Here is a 12,240-nt window from a genome sequence, read left to right on the forward strand (position 1 = left end):
ACTGAGTGTCCGATCCTTCAACTAACAACGAGCTTGCCGTCTCAGGCAGTGCATCCGCTCCCGCATTGGCAGACAGCGATCTCGAACTGAAGCACCCTGATGCTGAAGAGAAGAGTGCGTCACGTGTTGATAGCATGCTGGGCAATCTGGATTTGCTTCGTCAGGTGATCCTTGTGCTGTCAGTGGCAATCTGTGTCGCCTTGATTGTGCTTGTTATTTCGTGGATCAAAGAGCCGGAAATGCGTCCGCTAGGAACATTTGAAACGGCAGAGTTGATCCCAATCTTAGATCATTTTGATCAAAAACAAATTCCTTACACTCTTGACGGTAATACGATTCGAGTACCTGCGGATCAATATCCATCCATTAAACTTGAAATGACGCGTGCGGGGCTTAATCAGGAAACGGATGAAGGCGATGATATCCTATTGCAGGATATGGGCTTTGGTGTATCACAACGGCTTGAGCAAGAACGTCTAAAGCTAAGCCGAGAACGGCAATTGGCGCGAGCCATTGAGCAAATCCGCCAGGTACGCAAGGCGCAGGTATTGCTGGCCATGCCCAAGCAAAGTGTCTTTGTTCGCCATAACCAAGAGGCTTCAGCGACAGTATTTCTGACATTGGGCTCTGCCGCTGCACTGGGTCAGCAAGAGGTTGATTCAATCGTTGATATGGTCGCCACCGCCGTACCTGGCTTGAAGCCAACGCGGGTAACTGTCACCGATCAGCATGGTCGACTGCTCAGTTCTGGCACCGAAGATCCAAGTGCAACGGCTCAGCGTAAAGAGTACGAGCTGGAGCGCAAACAAGAGCAAGCACTGCGGGACAAAATTGATGCGATCCTGATCCCTGTACTGGGGTTGGGTAACTTCACCTCACAGGTTGATGTCTCGATGGACTTCAGTGCGGTCGAAGAAACGCGTAAACAGTATGATCCCGCGACGCCAGCGACTCGCAGTGAGTACACACTTGAAGACTACAATAATGGCAATATAGTTGCAGGTATTCCAGGTGCGTTGAGTAACCAACCGCCAGCCGATAGTTCAATACCACAGGATATCGCCGAGCTGCAATCGGGCAAAGGCTCCAATGATGGTTCGGTGCACCGTGAGTCGACCCGTAACTTTGAGCTCGATACCACGATTCGTCATAAACGGGCGCAAACCGGGACGGTACAACGGCAAACCGTTTCTGTTGCCATTGATTATAAGCCCGTCGTGGATCCAAAAACGGGAGAGCAAACCCGGGTACCGTTAAGTGACGCCGAGCTGACTAAAATTAGTCGCTTATTAAAAGGCGGGGTGGGCTACTCAGAGGGGCGTGGCGATATACTAGAAGTGATTTCAGTACCGTTTGCCGTGCCAGAGCAACAAAAGATTGTCGATTTGCCTATTTGGGATCATCCAAACTTTAATACGTGGGTACGCTGGTTAGCCGCTGCCTTGGTGATTGTTGTGATCATGCTGGTTATGGTTCGTCCGGCAATGCGCAAATTGCTATATCCGAACCAGGCTTCTGATGGCACGCCACTGGATGAACATGGTTTACCGATGTTGGCTCATGGCAGCAATGGCGTTGATCTTATTGGTTCAGAGCTTGATGGTATCGATGCTTTGGAGATCAGTAGTAGTAGCCTGGATTTGCCTAACCTGCATAAAGATGAAGATTTGTTGAAAGCGGTCCGTGCCTTGGTGGCTAACGAGCCAGATCTGGCCGCACAGGTCGTGAAAAGTTGGGTAAACGAAGATGGCTAATGATGTCGCAACTACAGAAGCAAAGAAATTTGATCTGACAACGCTAACAGGCGCGGACAAAGCCGCGATCCTGCTGCTTAGCCTCAATGAACAAGATGCTGCCAGCATTATTCGCCACCTCGAACCGAAACAGGTTCAGCGAGTGGGCGGCGTGATGGCCTCGATGACGGATCTTAGTCAGGAGAAAGTATCGGCGGTACACCGGCATTTTCTCGAAGATATTCAAAAATACACCAGTATCGGCATGGGCAGTGAAGACTTTGTCCGTAATACATTGATTGCCGCACTGGGTGAAGACAAGGCCAATAACCTGGTAGATCAGATCTTGATGGGCAGTGGCTCACGGGGTCTTGATTCGCTGAAATGGATGGATCCGCGTCAGGTAGCGAGCATTATTCTCAATGAGCACCCGCAGATCCAGACCATTGTCCTGTCTTACCTTGAGCCAGAACAGTCAGCCGAAATTCTGGCTCAGTTCCCTGAGCGGGTCCGTCTCGATCTGATGATGCGTATTGCCAACCTAGAAGAAGTTCAGCCAGCGGCATTGCATGAATTGAATGACATTATGGAGAAACAGTTTGCGGGTCAGGCGGGTGCTCAGGCAGCGAAAATTGGCGGCTTGAAGGCAGCAGCAGAAATCATGAACTACCTCGACAACAATGTTGAGGGGCTGTTGATGGATCAGATCCGTGATAATGATGAAGACATGGCGACGCAGATTGAAGACCTGATGTTTGTCTTTGATAACTTAGCAGAAGTCGATGACCGCGGTATTCAAACGCTGCTACGCGATGTACCTCAGGATCTGCTGCAGAAGGCCCTTAAAGGAGCTGACGACCTGCTACGTGAGAAAATTCTCCGCAATATGTCTAAGCGTGCCGCTGAAATGTTGCAAGATGACCTCGAGGCGATGGGGCCTATTCGAGTGGCAGATGTTGAAGCGGCTCAGAAGGAAATTCTGTCTATAGCCCGTCGCTTAGCCGACGCCGGTGAGCTGATGCTGACTGGGGGCGGTGCGGATGAATTCCTATGATGAATTCCTATAATGGTCTATATATCAATTTAATGCTGAATCGAGTGTGTTATGTCAAATGAACGCCGCCGGGGATTCTTGCGGGTCAGTGAACATCAGGCCCAAGAGCTTGAACGCTGGGCTTACCCGGATTATAGCGATGAGAGTGACTTTGCTACGGATAATGCGCTGAATTATGATCCGAACTGGCAAGTGGAGGAGCTTGAAGAAGAGCAAGAGCAGGGGCCTCCGCCTCTCACCGCCGCGGATTTAGAAGAAATTCGCGCCTCGGCTTATGAAGAAGGATTTGCAGAGGGTCGAGAGGCTGGTCACAGCGAAGGCTTAGCGCAAGGTACCACTGAAGGCTTAGAGCAAGGTACTCAGCAAGGGCTAGAACAAGGTTTGGCGCAAGGACTGGAACAAGGCCAAGAGCAGATCAACGAACAAGTGGGGTTCCTGACTCAGCTGGTTGAAAAAATGGCCACCCCATTGCAGCAGGTTGATAGTGAGGTTGAACAACAGTTGATTCGATTGGTAACGGGGTTAACCCGAGAGCTGATCCAGGTGGAGTTGAAAACTAACAACCAAGTTATCCTCAATACGTTACGTGAAGCAGTTTCAGCACTGCCGATTGCCGGTCAACCGGTGACTATCCAGTTACAGCCGGACGATTTAGAGCTGGTTAAGCAAGCTTATGGTGAAGACAGTCTTGCCGAGCGTAAGTGGACACTACAAGCTGAGCCCGCAATGAATCGGGGCGATCTCTATGTTCAGTCTGGCGAGTCGACCGTGGATTTTCGGATGGAAGAGCGGATTCGACACTTGCTTGAGCAATTCAGTGGCCTCAATCGCCAGCATTCTGCTGGAGCGTCGTAATGGCGAATCTGGCAGAGCGCCTTTCCCGTTATCAAACCCAGAATACCGCTTGTCGTCCGATTGCTTCTGGCAAGTTAGTCAGGGTGGTTGGACTGACGCTCGAGGCCATCGGTTGTCGAGCACCAGTTGGCAGTTTATGCCGGGTTGAAACCCTGAATGGAGAAATGGAAGCGGAGGTGGTCGGCTTTTCCGGCGAGATTCTCTTTCTCATGCCCAGTGAGCAATTGAGTGGGGTAATGCCTGGCGCGCGGGTAACTCCCGTCCTTAATGCTGCCGGCTTGTCGGTCGGTATGGAATTGCTGGGTAGGGTTATCGACGGCGTGGGTAACCCGCTGGATGGCTTAGGCGACATTTACACCGCACAGCGTGCGTCTTTCACGGCTGAACCGATTAACCCGTTAGCCCGTAAGCCTATCAAAGAGCCGCTCGATGTCGGGCTTAAAGCCATCAACGGTCTATTGACCGTCGGCAAAGGTCAGCGTATCGGATTGTTTGCCGGTTCTGGTGTCGGTAAATCCGTGACCTTGGGCATGATGACCCGCGGTACAACCGCTCAAGTGGTGGTGGTCGGGCTGATCGGTGAGCGGGGTCGAGAAGTAAAAGAATTTATTGATGAAATCTTAGGCCATGAAGGTCGCCAGCGTGCGGTGGTCGTCGCCGCCCCGGCGGATGCCTCACCGCTAATGCGACTAAAAGGCTGCCAGACTGCCTTGACCATTGCCGAATATTTTCGGGATCAGGGGTTGGATGTGTTGCTGCTGATGGACTCGCTAACACGATTTGCCCAGGCCCAGCGTGAAATTGCCCTTTCAGTTGGTGAGCCGCCTGCAACAAAAGGCTATCCGCCCTCGGTATTTGCCAAGCTTCCTGCACTGGTTGAACGGGCCGGGAACGGTAATGAGAATCAAGGCTCGATCACCGCCTTTTTTACCGTGCTAACCGAAGGTGATGACTTGCAAGACCCGATAGCGGATGCATCACGTGCGATCCTTGATGGTCATATCGTGTTATCTCGTGAGATGGCTGATGCGGGTCATTATCCGGCGATTGATGTTGAACGTTCGGTGAGTCGAGTCATGCCCGCGATTGTCAGTGAAGAGCACATGCTGATGTCGAAAGCGGTCAGGCAAATATTATCTATCTGCCGGAAAAATCAGGATCTGGTTTCGATTGGAGCGTATAAACCAGGCACCGATCAGGCGATAGATCAGGCCTTTACCTTTAAGCCTCGGCTGGACGGTTACCTTCAGCAGACGATGAAGGAATCGGTACCTTATGATATGTGCGTGAATATGTTGCGTTCGATTTTAGGGGGATAGTTAGAGGGACGAGGAAGAGCAGAAGGCGAGTTTCGAGAAAAGCAGGGACGAGGGACTAGGAAGAGCAGAAGGCGAGTTTCACTCGCCCCTCGAATAAACCGAAATTGCTTTTGCTTTTTCGCTCTTCCTCCGCCCTGCTTTCCCTAGTCCCTAAAATCTCAAAACTCGCCCCTACGTCCCCCATCTTTGGGCTCTTAAGCTAACTGTTACTGGAAAAACCATGTCCGATCCCGCATTACAACTGATCCTTGAGCGAGCAATCGATGATGAGCATCAGGCATCATTAGCCCTGAATCAGGCACGTATTGAGCGTGAAAATTACGCACAGCAGTTGCAGCAAATTGAACAATATCGACTGGACTATTGCCGCCAGCTGTCAGAGCGTGGCCAGCAGGGCTTAACGGCCAGTGCTTATGGCCATTTGCAGAAGTTTCTTAACCAGTTAGATGAAACCCTGGTGAAGCAGCGCCAGGCAGGGGCTCAGTTTGACTACCAAGTTGAACAGTGCAGTGATTATTGGAATGAAGTACGTAAAAAACGCCGCTCTATTGAATGGCTGTTGGAGAAAAAGAAAACGGAGCGTCAGCGCCATCTTGATCGCCAAGAGCAGAAAATGATGGATGAATTTGCCACCCTCCAATTCGCTCGCCGACACCTCTCACAGCGTTGATTATTATCATTCGACCATCCTGAATTTGATCATGGTGTGATTTTTGCATTAACTTCGAGAATACCGATCAATCAGCTGCAAGAGTCATTATGTTGTCACCGCATTTATTCATCTCAGAATCATTAGGAGCGAGCCCTCAGCCAAGCGCGGCGCCGAAACGGGCGGATCGTCATCCCGATGCCTTGCGCGACACATCGGGTGTTTTTTCTGAGACGCTAGAGAAAGTAACAGAGCGGCGACAGACAGCAAGCACGACGAAGCACACAGCCTCTCACCAGCAGACTGATTCCAGCCATACCGCAGCAGAAAGGGTTGAGCATCCGCACAAGGCGGCATCCCCGCGCGAAGCCGTATCGACGGTGGCCGCCAAATCGGATCCGGAACAATCAGAGGCATCAGAGCAAGTTGATGGCCACAAGGGAGCGCTTGAGGGTGCAACGCCAATCCATCATCACCAGCCTGAGTCCAACCATCATGTTCTTGGGGGGAATGACGATGCATCGGCTAGTGATCAACCCGAGGGGGGAGCAGATCAGCCCTCTCAAGGTTCACCCTCTCAATCAGAGCTAGCATCAGGCCAGTTACAAGACGGTGAGATTGACACAGACACGCTTGTCACTGAGTCACAATCAAAAAAAACTAACCAAGAAGTGATGAGTGATGGTGAAGAACTGCTGCAGCAGCTGAGTGTATATAACCGACAGTTAGCCACACCTTCGGTTGTTGATAATGTGATGGATGATAAAGCATCGGCAGATGGCAATAGTTTGCCGCAGTTTGAGCCAAAGACGAAGGAAAAAGCGGAAGGCAGCGCGAGTGAGACTGGTTTGAACGATGCTCAGTTGGCTCAATTATTTGGTCCATCGAGCCAATCTGTGACGCCAGCGGAATTAGCGTCAGAGCAAGAGCAAGCACCGCCAGTAACCGGGCAAATGGCAGCGGGTGAGTCTATTGATTTGTCAATAATCGGTAACCACAACGGAGCCGTTGATAGCTCGCTGTTTATTGATGGAAAAGGTATCGCGGATGGGGCGGGGATGAAATCTGCAACAATCGCTCCTGCGGGCAGTATGGCCAGTCAGCCGACAGCATTCCAGCACACGCCCTTATCGGTGTTTGGTACTGACGTTCCACTACAGAATCCAACCAGCCCTCAGTCTATGGGGCTTGCTTCTGATGCCATGGCCTCGATGATGAGCGCTGCTGATGTGCCAGAAGGTACTCCGATTATACCTGCCGCGCTGACGACAGACCTGGCGGCATCGACGTTACTGGCAGATGATACGCAACCTAGCGACAGTACCAGTGTTGATTCAGCGACGATAAGTTCGGCAGCGGTAACCTCATCACCATTGCATTCGCTGCAAGCAAAGATCAACGAGGCCGCGCAAGCGAATAACCAGCCGCCGCTTCAGCTTAATCATGAAAAGGCAGGTGATGCATTGGCAGATCGCATGCAGATGATGATGTCTAAAAATCTCAAACATGTCGACATTCGTCTTGATCCCCCTGAGCTTGGCCGCTTACAGATCAAGTTGACGGTCAATAATGATCAGGCGAGTGTCCAATTTACGGTGGGGAATCAACAAACCCGTGATCTGGTCGAGCAAGCCATGCCAAGGCTCAGAGAGCTGCTTCATCAGCAAGGACTGCAATTGGCTCAAAGTTCGGTACACCAAGACAGCAGTCGCCAGTTTGCGGGACAGTCTCAGCAGCAGGGTGGTCAAGGTGGCGATCAGTCAGCAAGTCGTCAGGGGGCAGCCTCGGATCAAACATCTGAGTCCGCGGATTTTCATGGGGTGCAACCGATGGATATCTGGCTTAATCCAGCAAAAAATGGCGTCGATTATTATGCATAGGCTATATGCCTAGAGAGCGAGTCTGGTAAACTGGCTGCTATAGAAATAAATTTGTAAAAGGGAGCAGGGTCAATGGCTGGTGAATCAAGTAATGGCAGCAAGAAAAAACTAGTTATTATCATGGTGTTGGCTGTTGTGTTGCTCGCCGGTGGTGGTGTGGGTGCGTGGTTGATGCTGGGTGATAAGCCTAAGCAAGAAGAGGCAGCCGCCGCCAAAGCAGCTGAACAATCAGCGGCTATCCAATCGGCTTATTATGTCCTCATCCCTCAGCCATTTGTCTTCAATGTGACAGGCGATAAGCGTGATCGGCTGGTACAGGTACAGGTACAGTTACTGGTGCGCGGTGAACGTGATGAAGCAACGGCGAATGAGCATGTGCCATTGATTGAAAGTACGCTGCTGCAAACTTTTGCGGCAGCGACGGTAGAGCAGTTGAGAACCCCGACGGGCAGGAGCGATCTCCGCCAGCAAGCGTTGTCGGCGGTACAAAATGCGTTAATGAAAGTCTCAGGCCGTCAGGTAGCTGAACGGGTCCTGTTCACTGGTTTTGTAATGCAATAGGATTAATGTGAGTGACTTATTAACCCAAGATGAAATCGATGCCCTGTTACACGGGGTCGATGATGTCGATGATGAGGATGATGGTGGTCAAAGCGAAGCGGGTGTTATTTCGTTTGATTTCTCATCACAAGATCGGATCGTACGTGGGCGAATGCCCACCCTTGAGCTGATCAACGAGCGTTTTGCCCGTCATATGCGTATCAGCTTGTTTAATATGCTGCGCAAAACGGCCGAAGTCTCCATTAACGGGGTACAGATGCTCAAATTTGGTGAGTATCAAAATACCCTGTATGTACCGACAAGTTTGAACATGGTGCGATTCCGTCCGCTGAAAGGCACGGCATTGATCACCATGGAAGCCCGTCTGGTCTTTATCTTGGTAGAGAACTTCTTTGGTGGAGATGGACGTTTCCACGCCAAGATTGAAGGGCGTGAATTTACCCCGACTGAGCGCCGTATCGTACAAATGCTGCTGAAGTTAGTGTTTGAAGACTACCGTGAATCATGGTCGCCAGTCATGGGGGTTGAGTTTGAATACCTCGACTCAGAAGTGAACCCAACCATGGCGAACATTGTCAGCCCGACCGAAGTCATTGTTGTCAGTTCATTTCATATTGAAGTTGACGGTGGTGGTGGTGATTTTCATGTGGTTATGCCGTATTCCATGGTGGAGCCGATCCGTGAATTGCTTGATGCAGGTGTCCAGAGTGACAAAATGGATACGGATGTGCGTTGGAGCAAAGCACTGCGGGATGAAATCATGGATGTGCCGGTGAATCTACGTGCCAAGTTATTGGATGTTGATTTGACTCTACGCGATCTTATGGAGCTGCAAACCGGTGATGTGATCCCGATTAATATGCCAGAATCCGCGACCGTGTTTGTTGAAGACTTACCCACATACCGCGCCAAAATGGGTCAGTCCGGTGATAATATCGCTTTGAAAATAATAGAAAAACTGAAACGTCCAGATATGGTGAAAAGCGATTTGGCTTTTCTCGATCGGGATGAGTTAGGTACGGCATTGTTGAATCTCCACAATGAAGACAAAAATGATTAAGATCACAGACAGCGAAAGGTAGAAAAATGTCTCAAAATGATCAACAAATTGCGGATGATTGGGCCGCAGCACTGGCTGAGCAGGCGAGTGATGAGGGACCAATGGTCGCGCCACTGGAAGAATTGACGGATGACTCTACACCGTTTGGTGAAGATGAGCGCCGTAAGCTTGATGCCATTCTTGATATTCCGGTGACTATCTCGATGGAAGTTGGCCGTACTCAGATCAGTATTCGTAACCTGCTTCAGTTGAATCAAGGGTCGGTGGTTGAGCTTGATCGGGTTGCAGGCGAGTCATTGGATGTTATGGTCAATGGCACCTTGATTGCACATGGTGAAGTGGTTGTGGTCAACGATAAGTTTGGTATCCGTTTGACGGATGTGATCAGCCAGACTGAACGTATTAAGAAGCTACGCTAAGATGGCGGCTCCTGAATTGAACATTGCGACAACACTGGCCTCTTTGATGCTGGTGTTAGTGGTCATCGTATTACTGGCCTGGCTATTAAAACGCATGAAGCTACCGGGTATTCAAGGCGGAGATAGTGCCATTCGTATTCTTCGCCAATTACCCGTTGGACAACGTGAACGAATTGTACTGTTACAAGTTGGTGATGAGCAGATGCTGGTAGGGGTGACTCAACAGAATATTTCATTGCTGGGTAAGTTGGACAAATCAATCTCTATGGATGAGGGGCAAGCTGGTGGCGAATTTGCTCTCCAACTGAGTAAGCTCTTGAAGAAAAAATGATAAAAAATCATATCATTGCCGCCATTTTGGCGGCTTTTTCGCTCTTGATGGTATTTCCTGCGCTCGCTGAAACCACAATCGGTACGGCAGATGCACAGCAGAGCGTGACCCTTAGTGAAATGCAAAATGAAGCGGGCTCAACCAAGATGACGCTGACCAAGGGCGGTGGCAGTGGCATCCCCGCGTTCTCGGTCACCATGAATCCGGATGGTAGTGAAGACTATTCGATTACCTTGCAGATCCTAGCACTGATGACCGCGTTGGGTTTTTTGCCTGCGGTAGTTATCCTGATGACATCGTTTACCCGAATAGTGGTTGTGATGTCCATTCTACGTCAGGCGATGGGCTTGCAGCAGACACCGTCCAATCAAGTGATTATCGGGATAGCCTTATTTCTGACCTTTTTCGTGATGTCACCGGTGATTGATAAAATCAATACCGATGCGGTACAGCCTTATATCAATGAGGAAATCACCGCGACCAAAGCGTTGTCACTGGCTCAGGAGCCGCTGCGTCAGTTCATGCTCAAGCAGACCCGGGTGAAAGATCTCGAGACCTTCGTTAACATGTCAGGCTCTACCGCGACCGATCCACAAAATGTACCAATGACGGTTTTGATCCCAGCCTTTGTTACGTCAGAGCTTAAAACCGCGTTCCAGATAGGCTTTATGTTGTTCCTGCCATTTTTGATCATCGATCTGGTGGTCGCTTCGGTACTGATGGCCATGGGTATGATGATGTTGTCGCCAATGATTGTCTCACTACCCTTTAAGCTGATGTTATTCGTATTGGTTGATGGCTGGAACTTGATCTTATCGACCTTGGCGGGGAGCTTTGGAACATGACTCCAGAATCGTTTGTTGAGATATTTCAGGAAGCCTTATACATGGTACTGATGATGGTCTGTGCCATTGTTATACCCGGTTTGTTGATCGGTTTAGTGGTCGCCGTTTTTCAGGCGGCGACATCGATCAACGAACAGACCTTAAGCTTTCTACCGCGTCTGATTGTCACGTTGCTGGCGCTGATGTTTTTCGGCCATATGATGACGCAGATGTTGATGGACTATTTTTATCGCATCATTGATCAGATCCCACAGTTGTTGTACTGAGGCGGCAAGGCACGATGAATGTTACCTCGACAGTGTTACTTGACTGGATAGCGAACTATTTTTGGCCGCTGACCCGCATTTCATCGATGATGATGGTAATGACCTTTTTTGGTGCCCGGTTTGTATCGGCTAAAATCCGATTGTATTTGTCATTGGCGATCACCTTTGCCGTCATGCCCGTATTACCGCAAGTGACTAAAGAGATTGAGCTGCTCTCCTTTGCGGGGTTTGTCACTGGGGTTCAGCAAGTGATCATTGGCATAGCCATGGGGCTGGTTACCCAGTTTGTGACCCAGATTTTCGTCTTAGTGGGGCAGATCCTCGGTATGCAATCGAGTATCGGTTTTGCGTCGATGGTCGATCCGGCCAACGGTCAGAATACGCCGGTACTCGGCCAGTTTTATATGATGTTGTCAGTGATGTTATTTCTGGCTACGGACGGCCATTTGGCCATGTTGAATCTGGTTGTATTAAGTTTTAAGACCCTGCCCATTGGTGAGGCCATGCTACGCCCGAGTGATTATTATGATCTGGCGGGCTGGTTTGGGTTGATGTTTAAGCTCGGTCTCAACATATCGTTAGCCGGAATTATCGCATTGATGACGGTTAACTTGTCATTTGGTGTGATGACCCGTGCCGCGCCGCAGCTGAATATTTTTTCACTGGGTTTTTCGTTTGCTTTGTTGATCGGCCTGTTAATCAGCTGGTTTCTTGTTGCAGGCATCATGCCGCAGTACGAACACAGCTGGGGGTTAGGTTTTAGCCAGATCTGTAGTTTGATCAGGGTGGATTGTTGAGAAGAGCGGAAGAGCAGGGGCGAGTAGTGAGATTTGAGGGGCTAGTTTCGAGGGACGAGGAAGAGCGGAAGAGCAAAAGCGGTCCTAGGTACTGAGGCCCTATGGGTAGAGCAAGATCTAGGAACGGGGTTCGAGGGACGAGTGTTGAGGAAGAGCAGGGATGAGTTTCTAGGGACGAGTAAGAGCGGAAGGGCAAAAGCGAAAGGGCAAGAGTGGTCCTATGGAGGAAAGCGGCCCTGAGGTTCTATGGGGTTAAGAGCGGAATAGCAAAAGCGGATCTGTGGTCCTCGGCCCTATGGGAAGAGCGAAAAGAAGCTGCATTTTTCTTGACACTAGAACCTCGTCCCTCGAGCCTGCTTACAGGACCACAGGACCACAGGACCACAGGACCACAGGACCACAGGACCACAGGACCACAGGACCACAGGACCACAGGACCACAGGACCACAGGACCACAGGACCACAGGACC

Annotated in this window: 13 protein-coding genes; all 13 read left to right on the forward strand. The window is 50.3% G+C overall.

The features are described 5' to 3' along the window. Positions 1 to 5: 5 nt before the first annotated feature. A complete protein-coding gene (gene fliF / locus L4D12_RS18830) occupies positions 6 to 1,754 on the forward strand; it encodes a flagellar basal-body MS-ring/collar protein FliF (protein WP_428449372.1) in 1,749 nt (582 codons plus the stop codon). Continuing rightward, positions 1,747 to 2,787: a flagellar motor switch protein FliG gene (fliG, locus tag L4D12_RS18835; RefSeq protein ID WP_428449373.1), complete on the forward strand. Its 1,041-nt coding sequence runs from the start codon at positions 1,747 to 1,749 to the stop codon at positions 2,785 to 2,787. Before fliF ends, fliG begins: the two co-directional genes overlap by 8 nt. Positions 2,788 to 2,838: 51 nt before the next feature. After that, positions 2,839 to 3,642, forward strand: a complete 804-nt coding sequence (fliH, locus tag L4D12_RS18840; RefSeq protein ID WP_428449374.1) for a flagellar assembly protein FliH — start codon at positions 2,839 to 2,841, stop codon at positions 3,640 to 3,642. Next, complete coding sequence (fliI, locus tag L4D12_RS18845; RefSeq protein WP_428449375.1) at positions 3,642 to 4,961, forward strand: flagellar protein export ATPase FliI; 1,320 nt, start codon at positions 3,642 to 3,644, stop codon at positions 4,959 to 4,961. The genes fliH and fliI overlap by 1 nt, the downstream gene beginning before the upstream one ends. Positions 4,962 to 5,181: 220 nt before the next feature. Next, complete coding sequence (gene fliJ, locus L4D12_RS18850; protein WP_428449376.1) at positions 5,182 to 5,631, forward strand: flagellar export protein FliJ; 450 nt, start codon at positions 5,182 to 5,184, stop codon at positions 5,629 to 5,631. An 89-nt stretch (positions 5,632 to 5,720) separates the two neighbouring features. Further along, entirely contained in the window at positions 5,721 to 7,490 is a 1,770-nt protein-coding gene (locus L4D12_RS18855) for a flagellar hook-length control protein FliK (protein ID WP_428449377.1), read from the forward strand. A 72-nt stretch (positions 7,491 to 7,562) separates the two neighbouring features. After that, positions 7,563 to 8,051 carry a flagellar basal body-associated protein FliL gene (gene fliL / locus L4D12_RS18860; protein WP_428449378.1) on the forward strand — a complete coding sequence of 163 codons (489 nt, stop codon included), beginning with the start codon at positions 7,563 to 7,565 and terminating at the stop codon, positions 8,049 to 8,051. Between the two features lie 7 nt (positions 8,052 to 8,058). Continuing rightward, a complete protein-coding gene (fliM, locus tag L4D12_RS18865) occupies positions 8,059 to 9,111 on the forward strand; it encodes a flagellar motor switch protein FliM (RefSeq protein WP_428449379.1) in 1,053 nt (350 codons plus the stop codon). A 26-nt stretch (positions 9,112 to 9,137) separates the two neighbouring features. Continuing rightward, a complete protein-coding gene (gene fliN, locus L4D12_RS18870; protein ID WP_428449380.1) occupies positions 9,138 to 9,530 on the forward strand; it encodes a flagellar motor switch protein FliN in 393 nt (130 codons plus the stop codon). Position 9,531: 1 nt separating this feature from the next. Next, positions 9,532 to 9,861, forward strand: coding sequence for a flagellar biosynthetic protein FliO (gene fliO / locus L4D12_RS18875; RefSeq protein WP_428449381.1), 330 nt, complete (start codon positions 9,532 to 9,534; stop codon positions 9,859 to 9,861). Then, positions 9,858 to 10,706, forward strand: a complete 849-nt coding sequence (fliP, locus tag L4D12_RS18880) for a flagellar type III secretion system pore protein FliP (protein WP_428449382.1) — start codon at positions 9,858 to 9,860, stop codon at positions 10,704 to 10,706. Before fliO ends, fliP begins: the two co-directional genes overlap by 4 nt. Beyond that, positions 10,703 to 10,972, forward strand: coding sequence for a flagellar biosynthesis protein FliQ (fliQ, locus tag L4D12_RS18885; protein ID WP_428449383.1), 270 nt, complete (start codon positions 10,703 to 10,705; stop codon positions 10,970 to 10,972). The genes fliP and fliQ overlap by 4 nt, the downstream gene beginning before the upstream one ends. Positions 10,973 to 10,986: 14 nt before the next feature. After that, positions 10,987 to 11,769, forward strand: a complete 783-nt coding sequence (gene fliR / locus L4D12_RS18890; RefSeq protein WP_428449384.1) for a flagellar biosynthetic protein FliR — start codon at positions 10,987 to 10,989, stop codon at positions 11,767 to 11,769. The last annotated feature ends 471 nt before the right edge of the window (positions 11,770 to 12,240 follow it).

Source organism: Photobacterium nomapromontoriensis, assembly GCF_050336815.1.
GTDB classification, from domain to species: Bacteria; Pseudomonadota; Gammaproteobacteria; order Enterobacterales; family Vibrionaceae; genus Photobacterium; species Photobacterium nomapromontoriensis.

Excerpts from the sequence above, each read along its gene's own strand:
- fliN (WP_428449380.1), top strand. The coding sequence starts at position 9,138 with ATGTCTCAAAATGATCAACAAATTGCGGATGATTGGGCCGCAGCACTG.
- L4D12_RS18855 (WP_428449377.1), top strand. The coding sequence starts at position 5,721 with ATGTTGTCACCGCATTTATTCATCTCAGAATCATTAGGAGCGAGCCCT.
- fliG (WP_428449373.1), top strand. The coding sequence starts at position 1,747 with ATGGCTAATGATGTCGCAACTACAGAAGCAAAGAAATTTGATCTGACA.
- fliQ (WP_428449383.1), top strand. The coding sequence starts at position 10,703 with ATGACTCCAGAATCGTTTGTTGAGATATTTCAGGAAGCCTTATACATG.
- fliP (WP_428449382.1), top strand. The coding sequence starts at position 9,858 with ATGATAAAAAATCATATCATTGCCGCCATTTTGGCGGCTTTTTCGCTC.
- fliJ (WP_428449376.1), top strand. The coding sequence starts at position 5,182 with ATGTCCGATCCCGCATTACAACTGATCCTTGAGCGAGCAATCGATGAT.
- fliO (WP_428449381.1), top strand. The coding sequence starts at position 9,532 with ATGGCGGCTCCTGAATTGAACATTGCGACAACACTGGCCTCTTTGATG.
- fliH (WP_428449374.1), top strand. The coding sequence starts at position 2,839 with ATGTCAAATGAACGCCGCCGGGGATTCTTGCGGGTCAGTGAACATCAG.
- fliR (WP_428449384.1), top strand. The coding sequence starts at position 10,987 with ATGAATGTTACCTCGACAGTGTTACTTGACTGGATAGCGAACTATTTT.
- fliI (WP_428449375.1), top strand. The coding sequence starts at position 3,642 with ATGGCGAATCTGGCAGAGCGCCTTTCCCGTTATCAAACCCAGAATACC.
- fliL (WP_428449378.1), top strand. The coding sequence starts at position 7,563 with ATGGCTGGTGAATCAAGTAATGGCAGCAAGAAAAAACTAGTTATTATC.